The following is a 16,947-nucleotide window of genomic DNA, read 5'->3' on the forward strand; positions in this document are numbered from 1 at the left end:
GCGCGGCGTTGAGGCAACGGCAGGCGTTTGCGCGGACGCGTGTGGGCGCGGCGTCAGGCGTTCACCGGGATGTTCAATCGCGGCCCACGCGGCTCCTACAGGATGGGGCCGCCCCTGACTCAGTGAGGCGGGCCCGTCCCTGTCCCGTAGGAGCGGCGTAAGCCGCGATCCCCGGGCTTGCGCCCGGGAATCCCCAAAGTCTTGCTGCGCAGACCTCGGGCCCCCCGTTGCGCTTCCACACCCCATTCGCATCTGCGATGCGAATCGCCCCTGACTCAGGGGGGGACGATATCCGGCTGCGCCCGGATATCTCCCAAAGTTTGCTTCGCAAACCCTGGGCCCCGCCGTTGCGCTTCCACACCCCCATTCGCGCCTGCGGCGCGAATCGCCCCCTGACTCAGGGGGGGACGATATCCGGCTGCGCCCGGATATCTCCCAAAGTTTGCTGCGCAAACCTTGGGCCCCGCCGTTGCGCTTCCACACCCCCATTCGCGCCTGCGGCGCGAATCGCCCCCTGACTCAGGGGGGGACGATATCCGGCTGCGCCCGGATATCTCCCAAAGTTTGCTGCGCAAACCTTGGGCCCCGCCGTTGCGCTTCCACACCCCCATTCGCGCCTGCGGCGCGAATCGCCCCCTGACTCAGGGGGGGACGATATCCGGCTGCGCCCGGATATCTCCCAAAGTTTGCTTCGCAAACCTTGGGCCCCGCCGTTGCGCTTCCACACCCCCATTCGCGCCTGCGGCGCGAATCGCCCCCTGACTCAGGGGGCTGGATCCGTGCCAGATCGCATTTCGTAGGAGCGGCGTGAGCCGCGATGGGCTTTCGCGGGAGGCCGGTTCGTACGGGCCCGCGATCGGTGTTCCGATCCAGGGTTCAGTCGAGGAACTGCAGCTTGGCCAGTTCCGAGTACAGGCCGCCTTCGGCGAGCAGTTGCTCGTGGGTCCCCTCGGCGACGATCCTGCCGCGGTCCATCACCACGATACGGTCGGCCTTGAGCACGGTCGCCAGCCGGTGCGCGATCACCAGCGTGGTGCGGCCTTCCATCAGCGTTTCCAGCGCCTGCTGCACGGCCCGCTCGCTCTGCGCGTCGAGTGCGCTGGTGGCCTCGTCGAGCAACAGGATCGGAGCGTCCTTGAGCAGGGCCCGCGCGATCACGATGCGCTGCTGCTGGCCGCCCGACAGGCGCGCGCCACGCTCGCCCAGCTCGGTGTCCAGCCCCTGCGGCAGCGCCTGCACGAAGTCGGCGGCATTGGCCGCGACCAGTGCCGCCTCGATCTCGGCGTCGCCGGCATCCAGGCGACCATAGCGGATGTTCTCGCGCGCGCTGGTGGCGAAGATCGTCGGCTGCTGCGGCACCAGTGCGACCGCCTCGCGCAACCGGGCAAGGTCGAGACCGGTGATGTCGGCGCCGTCGACGCGCACGACCCCGGTGTCCGGATCGTGGAACCGCAGCAGCAGCGAGAACACCGTGCTCTTGCCGGCCCCCGAGGGACCGACCAGGGCCACGGTCTCGCCCGGCGCCACCTTCAGCTCGAACGCATCCAGCGCCGGCAGATCGGGGCGGGCGGGGTAGTGGAAGGTGACGCCATCGAAGGCGATCGCACCGCGTACCGGCTCCGACATCGGTTGCGGATGCGCGGGTGCGGCCACCGCCGGCTCGGCCAGCAGCAGTTCGCCGATCCGGCCCATGCCGCCGGCCGCGCGCTGCAGCTCGTTCCAGACCTCGGCCAGGGCGCCGATCGAACCGCCGCCGATCAATGCGTACAACACGAACTGTCCGAGCGTGCCGGCGCTCATGCGGCCGCCGGCGACGTCGTGCGCGCCCGACCACAGCACCAGGGTGATCGCGCCGAACACCAGGCTGATCGCGATCGCGGTGACCCAGGCCTGGGCCTGGATGCGCCGGCGCGCGGTGGCCACCGCGGTCGTCACCGCCTCACCGAAACGGCCACGCTCGTAGGGTTCGCGCGCATGCGCCTGGACCGTGCGCACCGCGCCCAGGGTCTCGGTCGCCAGCGCGTTGGCATCGGCGATGCGGTCCTGGGCCGAACGCGAGATCTTCTGCAGCCGGCGCGCGCCGAACACGATGGGCAGCACCGCCAGCGGGATGCCGACCAGAGCGTAGGCGGCCAGTCGCGGACTGGTCACGAACAGCATCGCGATGCTGCCGGCGAAGGTGACCGCGCTGCGCAGCGCCACCGACATGCTGGAGGCGACCACGCTGCGCAGCAGCTCGGCGTCGGCGGTCAGCCGCGAGACCAGCTCGCCACTGCGGTTGGCGTCGTGGAAGCCGGCGTCGAGCCCGATCAGGTGGGCGTACAGCTGTTGCCGCAGGTCGGCGACCACGCGCTCGCCCAGCAGCGAGACGAAGAAGAAGCGCGCGGCGGTGGCGAAGGCCAGCACCACGGCGACCACGAACAGCAGCGCGAACGCGCGGTCGATGCCGTCGCCGCCGGACTGGAAGCCGTGGTCGATGACCATGCGGAATGCCGGTGGCAGGCTGAGCGTTGCCGTCGACGAGAACGCCAGCGCCAGCAACCAGGCGAAGAACAACCCGCGGTGCCTGCGGACGAATGGCCAGAGGGTGCGCAGTTGCCCGACCGGGGCCTTGATGGAGCGGGTGTCGGTCATGATCGAAGTATGCGGGAGGTTCGCGTCGCGGGTGTGGACGCAAGCGAGGCGGCCAGACACCGACGCGATCCGGGATTGGCCGAGCCTGGGGTTGGCGGAGCTTGGGATCAGCGGATTTTGAAGCGGACCCGGTCACGGGTGGCGTCGCGCAGGCGCACTTTCAAGGTCGCGAGCTCGTCGGCCGGCAATTCCAGCCGCATTCGCGTGCCTTCGGCATCGAACTGCTCGTCGAGCTTGGCGGCCGCGAACTGCGCCAGGGTCGCGTGGACGGTCCCGGTGACCTCGAACGGGTAGGCGATCTCGGCTTCTGTCATCGCCACCAGCGGTTGCCGCGCGGCGGTGCGCAGGCACTCGGCCGCGCAGCCGCCGTAGGCGCGGACCAGTCCGCCGGCACCGAGCTTGATGCCGCCGAACCAGCGCGTGACCACGACCGCGACCCGGTCGAAGCCCTGGCCCTCGATCGCGGCCAGGATCGGCCGGCCGGCGGTGCTGGCCGGTTCGCCGTCGTCGTTGAACCGGTACAGCCCGCCGATGCGGTAGGCCCAGCAGTTGTGGGTCGCGGCCGGGTCGCCGACTTCGTCGAAGAAGGCCAGCGCCTGCTCGGCCGACTCGACCGGGGCGGCGTGGGCGAGAAACCGGCTGTGCTTGACCTCGATCGAGTGGCTGGCGCGGGCGGCGAGGGTATCGGCGTTCACGATGCGGCGTTCACGGTGTGCCGGCCGCGTCCGTGTCCGCCGTTTCCAGCAGTTCGAGCAGATCGTCGGGCAGGCGTACGTGCGGGTGCGTCTTGCGGAACAGTTCCAGGCTCTCGCGGGCGGTGTCGCTGTCTCCGGCGGCGCGGCGCGCGCGGATGCGTTCCAGCCAGTCTGCCGGCGCCAGCGAGCGGTCCTCGTGCAGGGGAATCGCCCCCACGCCGCCCCCGGCGCCGCGGATCCGGTTGCCGGTGACCTCGATCCGGTCGAGCGCGGCGGCATCGTGTTCGACGGCCGTCGCTTGCGCCGCTCCGGTCGCTTTCACATCGCCAGCCTCCACCGCGTCGGCGATATCGGTGGCAACCGGCGCCGAGTACGCCTCCGCGGGAGGCGCGCTCAAGATGCCTTGCACCCGGGCGCTGTCGGCCGCGCCTGCGGCTGCCTTCTCCGCCCGCTCGGGCTGGGCGCGTGCGGCGCGGGTGTATGTCGCGCGGCGCGAAGCCGACGGTTCGACGGTCGCCTCCGCGGCCGGAGCGGCGGCGGGAGGAGGGGGGGCGACCGGCGCGGAGGCGGGGAACGCCGCCGGCGCGGCATCCCCGCGGGCCTCGAGCGCCTCGTCATCGAGCGGGAGCGACTTCTGCGTGGCGGCCGCGGGTACCTGCTCGCGCAGCTCGTGTTCGGCGTCTGCGGCGGGCGGTGGCGGTGGCGGCGACTCCGTCCGTTCGCTGCGGCCCGCCGGTTCCGGTTCCGCGCCGGCCTCGCCCTTGGGCGCCGCCGATGCCAGGTCCGCGGCGGCGGCGGGGGCGGCGGCCGAGGACTCGGCGGGCGGTTCGACGATGCGGGTGCGCGGTTCGCTGGAGGGCAGTTCGCCGACCAGGATCACCTGCTCGACTTCGGTGGCCGGACCCTCGCGCATCTGCGACAGGGTCTGGTCGTGCGGCCGCAACTGCCAGACCACGCCCAGCACCAGGGTCAGCGACGCCGCCAGCCCCAGTCCGGTGACCAGGCCGCCGGCACCGCCGGACAGGCCCAGCCAGCGCCGCCGGTTGCGGCGCGCAGGGGCGGCGACCGCCTCGCGCGCGGCGGCCAGGATCTTCGCATCCAGCGCCGGCGGCGGGCCGCCATGCGGGCCCAGCCGCGCCAGCCGGTCGGCCAGGGCGCGCTCTTCGGGCGTCAGCGGTGGGTGGTCGTGGCGCGTCATTCGTTCAATCTCGCACGCAGCTTGTCCATCGCGTACCGGAGTCGCGATTTGACGGTTTCCCGGCCAACGCCGGTGATCTCGCCGATTTCCTCCAGGCTCAGTTCCTGTTCCAGGCGCAGGCTCACCACCAGGCGCTGTTCGTCCGGCAGCTCCTCGATCGCACGTTGCAGCCGACGGCGCTGCTCGAACTCGGTCAACGTGCGTTCGGGCGTATCGGGGTCGGGTATCCGGGCGGCGCGCTCGTCGCCGTCCTCCGGCGCCGGCGGACGGTGCTTGAGGCTGCGCCAGTGATCGTTGAGACGATTGTGGGCGATCCGGTACAGCCAGGTGCTGAACGCGGCCTCGGGCTTCCAGCCGGCGCGCGCGCCGATCACCCGCTGCCAGACGTCCTGGAACAGCTCGTCGGCCAGCGCGGCGTTGCGCAGCTGGCGCATCAGGAACCGGTACAGCGGCGCACGGTGGCGCGCGTACAACTGCTCGAACGCAGCCACGTCGCCGCCGGCCCAGGCCAGCATCAAGGCGGCGTCGTCCGGCTCTGCGGTCTGCAAGGCGGTGGTGTCGATCCCCGAATCCATCCGGCGCAGGTTACGTTCTGCCGTTGCCGACGGGAAGCGTCTGGTGCATTGTGTAGCGGTCGCAGGAGGCGCTGGAGGCGGGAACCAGGCGTCTCCGTGACCGGGGATCGCGAGACTCATGGGTATTCCAACGCCTGGAGGCCCGGTTCGGGGTTGTCCAGGCGATCGGGCTGTCCGGCATTCGGGCGCGGATCACGTGATTTCAATATGGGGCCCTTCCATCCCGGGCCCGGGCGACGGCTGAACGGGCGTACTGGCGGGCGTACTGAATGGGGCTGCAATCCGTGCAATCGATGGGCGATGCCGCCGAGGGGACAGTCCGGGCCTCGCCCTTGCCGGCCGCCGACGCCCTGCTGCGGGTGCTGCGACGCTCGCTGGGGCACGGCGCCGACGTGGCGCTGCGCTGGCAGACCCGCAACGGTGTCGTGGCGGCCGTTGGCGATGGGCCGGAGTCGCCGGCGGGCACTGTCGCCGAACGCCTGCTGGCCAACCAGCCCGGCAACGAGGGCCCGCGCCAGGTCGCCATCGTCTGGACCGCCGCCGATGGTGCCCGGGTTGCGCTCGCGGCGATCCTTTCCGAGCCGATGCCGCAGGTCGAGCGCAACGAATGGCTGGACATGGCCCGTGCGCTGGCCGATGCCTACCTGGTCGCCGAGCGGGCGCAGGCGCGGGTGAAGTCGCTGGAGGATTCCGAGCGCCTGCAGCAGGCGCTGTACGAGATCGCCGACCTGTCCGGCTCGGACATGGACGTGACCGAGATGCTCGAACGCATCCATCAGGTCGTGGCCGGGCTGATGTATGCCGAGAATCTGTACATCGTCCTCTACGACGCGGTGCGCGGGACGGTCCGCTTCCTGTATTTCGCCGACATGCGCGATCCCTACCAGGCCGACCCGGAGCTGGAGATCCACGAGCGCGAACTTCCCAACAGCATGACGATCGCGCTGCTCAAGCAGGGCGAGCCGCTGTTCGGACCCTCGGCCGAGATCCGCCATCGTCTGGGCGTCGCCCGCGATATCGCCCACGGCCCCGACAGCGAGGACTGGCTGGGCGTGCCGATGCGGCGCGACGACCATGTCTGCGGCGCGCTGGTGGTGCAGTCCTACGAGCAGGCCAATGTCTACGGCGACGAGCAGCGCGCCCTGCTGAGCTATGTCGCCCAGCACATCCTGACCGCGCTCGACCGTCGCCAGGCCCGCGATGAGCTGGAACGCCGGGTCGAGGAGCGCACCTATGCGCTGCAGTTGACCAACCGCGACCTGCAGGCGGAGATCGTCGAGCGCCAGCGCGCCGAGCGGCTGCAACGGGCGTTGTTCCGGATCGCCGAGCTGTCGATCACCTCAGGCTCTCTGGAGCGGTTCTACGCGCAGATCCACGACGTCGTCGGCGAGCTGCTGTATGCGCGCAATTTCTATATCGCGATCGTCCGCGACGATGGCGGCACGTTGGAATTTCCGTACTCGGTGGACGAGCGCGACCCGGCCCGGCCGACCCGAAAGCTCGGCGCCGGCCTGACCGAGTTCGTGATCCGGGCCGGCACCGCGATGCTGGCCGACAGCCCCCGCCTGCAACAGCTGCATGCCTCCGGCGAGGTCAAGCTGCACGGCGCGATCCCGCACTGCTGGCTCGGCGTGCCGCTGCTGCACGAGGGGGCCGTGGTCGGCGTCATCGCGGTGCAGAGCTACTCGCCGGCGATCAACTTCACCCGCCGCGACCAGGAGCTGCTGACCTTCGTCGCCCACCACATCAGCAACGGTCTGGCGCGCAAGCGCGCGCAGGACCGCCTGGTCGCCGCCCACGCCGATCTCGAGCAGCGGGTGCAGGCGCGCACCCAGGAGCTGGCCCAGGCCAATGCCGACCTGCTGGAGCAGATCGGCGAGCGCCTGCGCGCCGAGCAGCGGTTGACCTACCAGGCTCGCCACGACGCCCTGACCGGGCTGCCCAACCGCAGCCAGTTGCTCGAGCGCCTGGGCATGGCGATCAGCCGGGCGCGGCAGTCGGCATCGTCAGCGTCGTTCGCGGTGCTGTTCCTGGACCTGGACCGCTTCAAGCTGGTCAACGACAGCGCTGGCCACACCGCCGGCGATCACCTGCTGGTCGAGGCGGGCCGCCGCATCGTCGCCGCGGTCCGCGAGGACGACATGGTCGCGCGGCTGGGCGGCGACGAGTTCGCGATCGTGGTCGACAACCTGGACGACCGCCCCGATTCCGGGGTCGACAACCTGGCGGTGGTCGAGACCCTGGCCCAGCGCATCCTGACCTTGCTCAGCCAGCCGTGCTGGGTCGCCGGGCGCGAGGTGTTCCCGTCGGCCAGCATCGGCATCGCGTTCTGGAATCCGCGCTACCGCAACGGCGCCGACCTGCTGCGCGACGCCGATGCGGCGATGTATCGCGCCAAGGCGTCCGGTCGCGATCGCTGGGCGGTCTTCGATCAGGCGATGCGCGACCAGGCGGTACGCATCCTCGACCTGGAGGCCGACCTGCGCCGGGCGATCAACGGCGATGGCTTCATCGCCTTCTATCAGCCGATCGTGCAACTGCACGATGGCGCGGTGGTCGGCCACGAGGCGCTGCTGCGCTGGCGCCACGAGCGCCGCGGCCTGCTGTTGCCGGGTGAGTTCATCGGACTGGGCGAGGACAGCGGCCTGATCGAGGAGGTCGACTGGGTGATGTACCGGCGGGTGCTGCAGCATCTGGCCGCCGAGCCCGGCGACAGCTACGTGTCGATCAACGTATCGCCGCGCCACTTCCGCGCGACCGACTTCGCCGACCGTCTGTTGCGGCTGGCCGACGCCGCCGGCGCCGACCCGTCGCGGTTGCGCATCGAGATCACCGAGGTGGCCCTGCTCGACGACGCTTCGCGCGCGATCCGCATGCTGCGCACGCTGCGCGATCACGGCGTGCTGGCCCAGCTCGACGATTTCGGCACCGGCTACTCGGCGCTGTCGTACCTGCACCGGTTCCCGGTCGAATGCCTGAAGATCGATCGCAGCTTCGTGTCAGGCCTGGATTCGGGAGGCGGTCACGAGGCGGTCGCGGTGGTCCGCGCGATCCAGGCCCTGGCCGGAACCCTGGGCATCTACACCATCGGCGAAGGCATCGAGACCCTGGCGCAGAGCCAGACCCTCAGCGGGCTGGGCTGCACGCGCGGCCAGGGTTATCTGTACGGGCGTCCGGCCGAGACCCCGGTCTACGAGGCGTCGCTGGGCTGAGCGGGGAGCGATCGCGGCCGGTGCGCGAGTGCGCTCATGGACGTTGGCAGATCGGTTCGACCATCTCGATGCAGTCGACCGGGCAGGCCGGAATGCACAGTTCGCAGCCGGTGCACAACGGCTCGATCACCGTGTGCATCAGCTTGCTGGCGCCGACGATGGCGTCAACCGGACAGGCCTGGATGCACTTGGTGCAGCCGATGCAGTCGGCTTCAACGATCAGCGCGACCGGGGCGGGGCGGTGGTGCTCGCCGCGACTGCGGTCGTAGCCGCGCGCCGGCACTCCGAGCACGTGCGCCAGCGCGCGCGCGCCGGCATCGCCGCCCGGCGGGCAGCGGTCGATATCGGCCTCGCCGCGCGCCATGGCCTCGGCATAGGGACGGCAGCCGTCGAAGCCGCATTGCCGGCACTGGGTCTGCGGCAGGATCCGGTCGAGGCGGTCGATCAGCGCGGGAAGCGGGGCGCGCGGGTGGGCGGGAGGCGTCGGCATGGCATCGCGACCCGGTGTCGTTCGCTCGATCCGTTCCAGCGGGTTTCAGCGCACCGGCATGCCGGGCTGCGCGCCGCTGTCGACATCGAGCAGGGCGAGGTCGCCGCCGTCGAAGCCGGCCGACAGGATCATGCCTTCGCTGAGGCCGAAGCGCATCTTGCGCGGCGCGAGGTTGGCGATGAACACCACGTGGCGGCCGACCAGCGTGTCCGGCTCGCCGTAGGAGGCGCGGATGCCGGAGAAGATCTGGCGCTTGCCCAGTTCGCCGGCGTCGAGTTCGAAGCGCAGCAGCTTGTCCGAACCCTCGACGAACTCGCAGACCAGCACCTTGCCGATGCGCAGGTCGAGCTTGGCGAAGTCGTCGATCTTGATCGTCGCCGGCGCTTCGGCGGCGGGCTGCGCCGCGGGCTTGGCGGGAGCGGTTTCGGGCGCGGGCTTGGCGGCGAGGGTGTCCTTGCTGGCGTCGGTCATTTTCTCGATCAGTTTCGGGTCGATGCGGGTGAACAGGGGCGTGTAGGCGGCGATGGTGTGCCCCAGCAGCGGGTCGCGCACGTCGTCCCAGCCGGTGGCGGGCGCGGCGAGGAAGGCCTCGGCTTCGGCGCTGACCCGCGGCAGCACCGGCTTGAGCGCGGTGTTGAGCACGCGGAACAGGTTCAGCGCCTGGGTGCAGACCGCGTGCAGTTCGGCCTCCATACCGTCCTGCTTGGCCAGCACCCACGGCTTGTGCTCGTCGACGTACTTGTTGGCCTCGTCGGCCAGGGCCATGGTCAGGCGCAGCGCGGTGGCGGCCTCGTTGCGGACATAGGCCCCGGCGATCGGGCGCAACTGCTCGACGAAGCGCGCGTACATCGCCGGCTCGGGCAGGGCCGCGGCGAGGCGGCCGTCGAAGCGCTTGCCGATGAAGCCGGCGCAGCGGCTGGCGAGGTTGGCGAACTTGCCGACCAGGTCGGAGTTCACCCGGGCCACGAAGTCGGACAGGTTCAGGTCGATGTCGTCGACGCCGCCGCTGGTCTTGGCCGCGTAGTAGTAGCGCAGCGCTTCCGGATCGAGACCGACGTCGAGGTAGGTGCGCGCCATCACGAAGGTGCCGCGCGACTTGGACATCTTGGCGCCGTCCACGGTCAGGTAGCCGTTGACGTGCAGCCGGGTCGGCGGGCGCAGGCCGGCGCCGTGCAGCACCGCCGGCCAGAACAGGCCGTGGAAATTGACGATGTCCTTGCCGATGAAGTGATGCAGCTCGGCCTTGCTGTCGGGCGACAGGTAGCCGTCGAAGTCCAGACCGCGCTGTTCGCACAGCGCCTGGAAGCTGGACAGGTAGCCGATCGGCGCGTCCAGCCACACGTACAGGTACTTGCCGGGATGGTCGGGGATCTCGAAGCCGAAGTAGGGCGCATCGCGGGAGATGTCCCAGGCGCGCAGGCCGCCGTCGGCGTCCAGCCACTCCTGCAGCTTGGCCTTGACCCCGGGCAGGGCGACGTCGCCGGCCATCCATTCGCGCAGGAAGGCCTCGAACCGGCCGACCTCGAAGAAGAAGTGCTCGGACTCGCGCAGCTCCGGGGTCGCGCCGCTGAGCACCGAGCGCGGCTCCTTGAGGTCGGTCGGCGCGTAGGTCGCGCCGCAGTTTTCGCAGTTGTCGCCGTACTGGTCCGCGGTGCCGCAGTTCGGACAGATGCCCTTGACGTAGCGGTCGGGCAGGAACATGCCCTTCTCGGGGTCGTACAGTTGCGCGACCGAGCGTCGGCCGATGTGGCCGGCGACATCGAGCTTGCGGTAGATCGCGTGGACCAGCTCGCGGTTGCGCGACGAGTTGGTCGAGTCGTAGTGGTCGAAGGCGACCCCGAACGCGGCGAAGTCGCGCTCGTGGCTGGCCTGGATTCCGGCGATGTAGGTCTCCGGGGTCATCCCCGCCTTCTCGGCGGCCAGCATGATCGGCGTGCCGTGGGTGTCGTCGGCGCATACGAAGTGCGCGGCGTGCCCGGCCATGCGCTGGGCGCGCGAGAAGATGTCGCCCTGGATGTAGCCGACCAGGTGGCCGAGGTGCAGGTGGCCGTTGGCGTAGGGCAGGGCGCAGGTGACGACGAACTCGCGTGACATGACCGGGGGGCTGGCGAAAGGGCGCAAATTATCGCACGGCATCGCCGGCTCGGCCCGTCCGGGTCGTGGCGCCTGGTGCCGCTGGAACGCGCAAGGCCCGGCGAACCGGGCCTTGCGGGAAATCGAACGCGGTCGTTGGACCTGCTTGACCTACTCGCGGATCCAGGTCTGGGTGCGGCCGAGCAGGGAAAAACCGAGGAAGCCGCGCACCTCCAGCTTGCTGCCGTCGTCGGCCGGGGTCAGCTTGGCCGAATAGATCTTGCCGCTGGCGGGGTCGAGGATCTGGCCGTCCTCCCAGATTTCGCCGTCCCGGCGCAGGCCCCACAGGATCACCATGCCCTTGACCGGCTTGTCCTTGCGCTCGCCCGAGCACTTGTCGCAGACCGGATTGGGGCCGCGATCGGACTGCAGGATCTCGCTTACCCGGCCGGCCAGGGTGCCATCGGCCGCCTCGTAGATCTCGACCACCGACTTGGGCCTGCCGGTCTTGTCGTCGATCGTGGTCCAGTTGCCGACCGGCGACGACGGCGCGGTCTGGGCGAGGCTGGCGAACGAGGCCGCAGCCAGGGGCGCGGCGAGGAGCAGTGCGAGCAATTTGATGCGTGTGGGTCGGATCGGCATTTTCCCCTCCAGGAAATGGCGCAAGGGCAACGACGCGGGTGGCGCCGGCGTGCTGCCTGTTATACCGCATCCGCCTACGTATGGAAGCTGCGTTGCAGCAGCGCCGGGGCCGGGACGCGGACAAGACAAAGGCGGCATCGCTGCCGCCTTTGTCGTTTACCGCTTGGAAGCGTCCGGTCAGAACTTGTACTGGAAGCGGACGAAACCGGTACGACCGTACCAGTCGTACTGGGTGGCGAACGCCGGCACGTTGCCGTAGGTGTTGCGCACGCCGCTGGAGATCTCCGGCGGATCCTCGTCGAAGAGGTTGCTGACACCGACCAGCAGCGACCAGTCGGGCTGCTCGTAACGGACCGAGAAGCCGTGGTAGACGGTACGCTCGGCGACGACATCACGCACCGCGGTCGGGTAACCGAAGTAGGTGGTGCTCGGCGACAGTTCCAGCGCGTTGGTGCCGTGCACGTAGTCGACGAACCAGGTGTAGGTCCAGTCGTTGCGCTTGAACGCGGTACGCACGTTGCCGGAGATCTTCGGGCGGGTGATGTCGCCGTTGAAGTCGTCGAGGTCGAAGCCGCTGGCCTGCTCTGAATCGAACAGCAGCTGGAAGTCTTCCATCACGTAGGTGAACTGACCCTCGATTTCCAACTGGCCGATCGGCAGGTCGTTCTCGTAGCGGACCAGCAGGTCATAGCCACGGGTACGCTGCTTGTTCACGTTGAGGTAGGAGTCGCGCACCTCGGTGATGGCGTTCGGTGCGGTCGGGTCGGTGCCGCTGTTGCGGTCGAACAGGTTGCAGAACGCATTCGGGTAGACCGGTGCGCCGTAGCAGCCGCCCAGGATCGCGCCGGCGCCCAGCCGGTCGATCTGGTCGTTGACCTCGATGGAGAAGTAGTCCAGCGCCACGCTGAAGTCGGCGAACTCGGGGGTGAACACGACGCCGATGGTCGAGGCTTCCGAGGTCTCGGGCTTCAGCACGCCGGCGCCACCGCCGGTGACGATCAGAGCCGAGGAGGCGCCGCCGGCATAGTCGCCCGGGATGCCGTCCGCGGCGCAGTTGGCGCGCACGTTGGAGTTGGTGCTGTTCTGCCAGTCGATGCAGGGGTCGATCGACAGCTGGCTCAGGAACGCGGTCTGGTTGCCCAGGTACAGCTCGTACAGACCCGGTGCGCGGTAAGAGGTGCCGCGGGTGGCGCGGACCCGGAACGACGGGGTCATCTGCCAGCCCAGGCCGGTCTTCCAGACATAGTCGGAGTCGTCGACCGAGTCGTAGTCGAACCAGCGCGCGGAGGCGTTGACGGTCAGCGACTCGATACCCGGCAGGCCCTTCAGCAGCGGTGCCTCGAACTCCATGAACAGCTCGGTGACGTTGTCGTCGCCCTTGGTGGTCTGTGCCGAGGAGGCACCCCACAGGTCGCCGTTCTTGGACAGTGCGCTGGGCTGGTCGTCGATGCTGAAGTCGCGGTACTCGATACCGAACGCGCTGGACAGCGGGCCGGCCGGCAGCTCGAACAGCTCACCATTGACGATACCGGTGAACACGGTCTGGTCGTACACGGTGCGACCGGTGTGGTTCTGGCCGATCTGCGCCTGCAGCTCGTCCATCCGCTCGCCGCTCAGGAAGCCGGGGCTGAAGTAGTCCAGCACGGGCGCGTTGTCGTCGAAGCGCACGTCGCCCGAGCGCGAAGCGACGATGCCCAGGTTGGTGTAGTCGCCGTCGGAGCGGGTGTACGACAGGTCGGCCTTCCACGCCCAGGTGTCGGTGGAGGCGAAGATGCCGCTGACGCCGCTGTTGACGTAGTAGTAGTCGATCTTCTCGCTGCTGTCGGAGCGGAACGGCATGATCGGCTGGGCGAGGCCCGAGTCGACCGGGGCCGCGTAGGTCGGATCGTTGGCGTAGCCGTAGCCCGGCAGCAGGGCGGTGGAGCCGCCGATCAGCGGGAAGAACTGGCGGAAGCGCTCGCTGCTGGTCTCGCGGTGGGCGACGAGGACCTGGGTGTTCCAGTCGAAGTTCTGGAACGCGAAGTGGGCACTACCGTAGAGCTTGTAGCGCTCGGATTCGTTGAGGATGTACTGGTTGCCGTAGAAGTCGTAGTTCAGCACGTCCTCGTAGAACGCCTCACCATTCGGATCGTCGTAGCGGCCGTTGGCGCGCGGGCGGTAGCCCGGGATCATGCCAACGGTCGAGCCGTCCGGCGACGGGATGTAGCGGTCGCCGAACAGGGCGTCGATGACGGTGTTGGCATACAGATTGTTGCAGCCGGCCAGGCCGGTGCCGGCCAGGATCGAGCGGTCCTCGCGATCGATGATGTTGCCGTTCTCGTCGCGGAACAGGTCGCGCGGGCAACGGAAGAAGTCGCGGTCGCCGACCTTGAGCGGCTCGTACTTCTGCCACTCGGCGCCAAGCACGAAGCTGCTGTTGTCGAAGTTCCAGCCGGTGGCACCGGAGATGCTGTAGTTCTCGCCGCCACCGTCGAACGGAATGCGGCCGTTGATGGTGATCTCCGGGCGGTCGACGCTGCGGCGGGTGATGTAGTTGGCCACGCCGGCGACGGCGTCGGAGCCGTAGATCGAGGAGGCGCCGTCCTTGAGGATCTCGACGCGCTGGATCACGCTGGTGGGCAGCATGCTCAGGTCGAACGCGCCGACCTGGCCGCGGGTGCCCGACGGGCCCGGGCGGCGGCCGTCCAGCAGCACCAGGGTGCGGTTGGCGCCGAGGCCGCGCAGACCGACCGTCTGCACGCCCAGGCCTCCCTCGACGACGAAGCCGCCGAACTGGTTGTTGATCTGGGTCGAGCCGGCGGCGACGCTGGCTTTCTGCAGGAACTCACCGGCATCGACCTGGCCGACCGCGACACTGGTGTCGGCGGTAACCACCTGCACCGGAGAGATGGAGTCGTATTCAACGCGACGCAGCAACGAACCGGTGACGGTGATCTTGTCGAGCTCGGTAGGTGCGCTCTCAGCTTCCTGGCTCTGCTGCTCGCTGGTCTGGGTGTCGGCTTCCGGAGCCTCCTGGGCAATGGCGGAAGCTCCATACAGGCAGCCAAGCATTGCAACGAAGAGGGGCAGCCTGTTGAGCGGCTGGCGCTTCTTTCGATCCACTTGCATTGTTCTGATTTCCCCTAAGAGATTGATAACCCCAAAACGTAAGCCATTCGTTGTGCTTACGTTAAGCGAGTGTAAACACGGAGTCACAATTTACGCAAATCAGTGCTTGACCGGTCGCGGCGGGGTGCGATAGGCCGCTTGATCCGTGCACCGGGGGTCGGGGCCCTGGCGGCTCCCCTCCTGAGGCCGCCCCCGACCATTCGCTTGAAACGTGGCGACGGGGGGCTCCGGTGCCCGCCGCCACGGATTCGTTCAACCGTTGTTCGATCCTCGTTTGCGAGAGCCAGGTGTGCTGCACACTGCCTCCGGCACCGAACTAGAGCCCGTCCGGGCCGCACTGGTTGGCGAGGAAGTTCTCGATCAGCCCCAGGGTCTGGGTCTGGTGACGCGGATACCAGGGCATGCTGTGAGGCATGTCGGGAATCAGCTCGAACTCGGCGTCTACCTTGCCGCGCACGGCCTTGTAGAACTCCTCGGCATGGAACGACGGCGTCCTCACGTCGCGGTCGCCGACGTACAGCAGGACCGGGATGTTGGCCTTGTCGGTGTTGCGCATCGGGTCCATGCCCTTGACGGTGTTGCCCTGCAGGATGCGCTGCAGTCGATTGTCCGACCACGACATGCCGATGCGGGCCAGGTCGGTGACCGGGGCGCCGGAGATCGCGCACTGGTAGGGGCTGTTGGGGCGGACCACGGCGGCGGCGGCGGCGAAACCGCCGTAGGAGTAGCCGAAGATCGCGATGCGGTCCTTGTCGGCGATGCCCTGGCCGACCAGCCAGGCAGCGGCGTCGTCCTTGTCGTCCTGCATCGCCTGGCCCCACTGGCCGTCGCCGGCCAGCCACAGTTTGCGGCCCAGCCCGGACGAGCCACGGTACTGCGGGCGCAGCACCGCGTAGCCGCGCGAGGTCAGGAACGGCACCCAGCCGGAACCGTCCCAGCCACCGAAGTCGCGCGCCCACGGACCGCCATGCGGGTGGATGATCGTCGGCAGCGGGCCGTCGGCCTTGGTCCAGCCGGCCGGCAGGTCGAGGATCGCCGGGATCGTCATGCCGTCGCGCGCGGTGAAGCTCACCCAGCGCTGCTCACCGATCGAGGCGCTGTCGACCCACGGACGCGACCTGCCCAACAGCTTGACCTGCTTGCGGTCCAGCAGCAGGTGGTAGCTGGGCGGAACCTGGGCGCTTTCGGTCTCGAACAGCACCCGGGAAAGGTCGTCGTTGTAGCTGATGATGGAGATGGACTGGTCGGGGAAGGCCTTCTTCAACCCGTCCTGGATCGACTTCATCGTGGGGTCGACGTAGGTGGTTTCCTGCACCAGACCGGAGACCGTGAAGCCCAGCACCTTGTTGAAGTTGCTGGGCTGGCTGCCGAGGATGATGTTGCTGATCGACAAAGTCGGATGCGCGATCAGGGCTTCCTTGTCGAACTCCCGGCGCTTGGGGTCGTACATCCACGCCTGCACCTGATCGGAGAAAAGGTCGGTCAGCACGTAGAACTTGCCGGTCTCCTCGTCGCGCCCGACGATGTCCAGCGAGTACCGCTCGCTGAGCTTGGTGGTCAGGTTCTCATGGGTCTCGAACTCGCCGGTCTCGGGGTTCTTGATCAGGATGCGTTGCTCGAACTCGGTGCCGGAGGTCGCCTCGAGCTCGGTACGGGTCAGCAGGTCGCCGGTACGCGGATCGAACAGGCCTGGCGAGGAGCGACCGCCGCCCTTGAACAGCAACTTGGTATCACCGCTGCGCAGGTTGTAGAGGAGGTAGCTGGAGCTGTAATCCGCCATGTTGGTCTGGGAGATGATCACGTTCTCCGGGTCCAATGGCAGAGAGTTGACCAGTCGCGCGGACCCGGCCAGCTCGAAACAGCGCTGGGTTTCCTTGCTGATCCCGATGTTGCCGCGCTTGTTGGCGAACGCCTCGTCGAACTGCTCGAGCTTGGTGTCGGTCAGGTAGAGCTTGCTGACGAAGGTGCGGGTGGAGCCGGTGGTGCGGCCCTCGCCGCATCCGCCCAGGGCGCCGGACCACTCCTGGCGGGCGAACGCCAGGACCCGGTCAGCCTTCATTGCGCTGGCGAAGATGAATTTCATCCGGTCGCCGGATGGCGTGATCACCGGCCCCTGGTCGGGGGTGTCCAGGTTCCAGGCGGCCAGTGCGGTTTCCTGGTGGTCGGAGCCCGGGGCCTCGACCAGCGCCACCAGGTTCTTGCCGTCGGTGCTCATCGAAACCGACTGGATGGCCGGGATCCGTGCGAATGACTCCGCCGGAATCGGCTCGCGTGCCGATACAGCGGCACAGGCCAGGAGAAGAGTGGCGCCAATTGCGCG

10 protein-coding genes are annotated in these 16,947 nt (G+C 68.8%); 1 reads left to right on the forward strand and 9 read right to left on the reverse strand.

The window, feature by feature from the left end:
* Nucleotides 1–876: 876 nt before the first annotated feature.
* From C9I47_RS07120 to C9I47_RS07130, 4 genes are all read right to left on the reverse strand, one after another.
* Complete coding sequence (locus C9I47_RS07120) at nt 877–2,634, reverse strand: ABC transporter transmembrane domain-containing protein (protein WP_111266121.1); 1,758 nt, start codon at nt 2,632–2,634, stop codon at nt 877–879.
* A gap of 107 nt (nt 2,635–2,741) precedes the next feature.
* Nucleotides 2,742–3,329 carry an IMPACT family protein gene (locus C9I47_RS07125; protein ID WP_141481869.1) on the reverse strand — a complete coding sequence of 196 codons (588 nt, stop codon included), beginning with the start codon at nt 3,327–3,329 and terminating at the stop codon, nt 2,742–2,744.
* Between the two features lie 10 nt (nt 3,330–3,339).
* The gene (locus C9I47_RS17890) at nt 3,340–4,527 is read right to left on the reverse strand and encodes a hypothetical protein (RefSeq protein ID WP_223250314.1); all 1,188 of its coding nucleotides are present in this window, start codon (nt 4,525–4,527) and stop codon (nt 3,340–3,342) included.
* A complete protein-coding gene (locus C9I47_RS07130; RefSeq protein WP_111266123.1) occupies nt 4,524–5,102 on the reverse strand; it encodes an RNA polymerase sigma factor in 579 nt (192 codons plus the stop codon). The genes C9I47_RS17890 and C9I47_RS07130 overlap by 4 nt, the downstream gene beginning before the upstream one ends.
* Before the next feature lie 269 nt (nt 5,103–5,371).
* On the opposite strand from C9I47_RS07130, the gene C9I47_RS07135 reads away from it, so the two are divergent.
* Entirely contained in the window at nt 5,372–8,314 is a 2,943-nt protein-coding gene (locus tag C9I47_RS07135) for an EAL domain-containing protein (RefSeq protein ID WP_223250315.1), read from the forward strand.
* A 34-nt stretch (nt 8,315–8,348) separates the two neighbouring features.
* Here C9I47_RS07135 and rnfB read toward each other — a convergent pair whose 3' ends face one another.
* The 5 genes from rnfB to C9I47_RS07160 form a co-directional block, all read right to left on the reverse strand.
* Nucleotides 8,349–8,804 carry an Rnf electron transport complex subunit RnfB gene (gene rnfB, locus C9I47_RS07140; RefSeq protein ID WP_111266125.1) on the reverse strand — a complete coding sequence of 152 codons (456 nt, stop codon included), beginning with the start codon at nt 8,802–8,804 and terminating at the stop codon, nt 8,349–8,351.
* 45 nt (nt 8,805–8,849) lie between these two features.
* Nucleotides 8,850–10,898 (reverse strand): methionine--tRNA ligase, encoded by a 2,049-nt coding sequence (gene metG / locus C9I47_RS07145; protein ID WP_111266126.1) that lies wholly within the window; start codon nt 10,896–10,898, stop codon nt 8,850–8,852.
* 150 nt (nt 10,899–11,048) lie between these two features.
* Nucleotides 11,049–11,519: a DUF2147 domain-containing protein gene (locus C9I47_RS07150; protein WP_111266127.1), complete on the reverse strand. Its 471-nt coding sequence runs from the start codon at nt 11,517–11,519 to the stop codon at nt 11,049–11,051.
* A gap of 177 nt (nt 11,520–11,696) precedes the next feature.
* The gene (locus tag C9I47_RS07155; protein ID WP_111266128.1) at nt 11,697–14,627 is read right to left on the reverse strand and encodes a TonB-dependent receptor plug domain-containing protein; all 2,931 of its coding nucleotides are present in this window, start codon (nt 14,625–14,627) and stop codon (nt 11,697–11,699) included.
* A 316-nt stretch (nt 14,628–14,943) separates the two neighbouring features.
* Complete coding sequence (locus C9I47_RS07160) at nt 14,944–16,842, reverse strand: alpha/beta hydrolase family protein (RefSeq protein WP_223250316.1); 1,899 nt, start codon at nt 16,840–16,842, stop codon at nt 14,944–14,946.
* Nucleotides 16,843–16,947: the final 105 nt, after the last annotated feature.

The organism is Marilutibacter maris, from assembly GCF_003233695.1.
GTDB lineage: Bacteria > Pseudomonadota > Gammaproteobacteria > Xanthomonadales > Xanthomonadaceae > Marilutibacter > Marilutibacter maris.

Coding starts and splice junctions, on each gene's coding strand:
- rnfB (WP_111266125.1), bottom strand. CDS start 8,804: ATGCCGACGCCTCCCGCCCACCCGCGCGCCCCGCTTCCCGCGCTGATC.
- C9I47_RS07155 (WP_111266128.1), bottom strand. CDS start 14,627: ATGCAAGTGGATCGAAAGAAGCGCCAGCCGCTCAACAGGCTGCCCCTC.
- C9I47_RS07135 (WP_223250315.1), top strand. CDS start 5,372: ATGGGGCTGCAATCCGTGCAATCGATGGGCGATGCCGCCGAGGGGACA.
- C9I47_RS07120 (WP_111266121.1), bottom strand. CDS start 2,634: ATGACCGACACCCGCTCCATCAAGGCCCCGGTCGGGCAACTGCGCACC.
- C9I47_RS07160 (WP_223250316.1), bottom strand. CDS start 16,842: ATGAGCACCGACGGCAAGAACCTGGTGGCGCTGGTCGAGGCCCCGGGC.
- C9I47_RS07150 (WP_111266127.1), bottom strand. CDS start 11,519: ATGCCGATCCGACCCACACGCATCAAATTGCTCGCACTGCTCCTCGCC.
- metG (WP_111266126.1), bottom strand. CDS start 10,898: ATGTCACGCGAGTTCGTCGTCACCTGCGCCCTGCCCTACGCCAACGGC.
- C9I47_RS17890 (WP_223250314.1), bottom strand. CDS start 4,527: ATGACGCGCCACGACCACCCACCGCTGACGCCCGAAGAGCGCGCCCTG.
- C9I47_RS07130 (WP_111266123.1), bottom strand. CDS start 5,102: ATGGATTCGGGGATCGACACCACCGCCTTGCAGACCGCAGAGCCGGAC.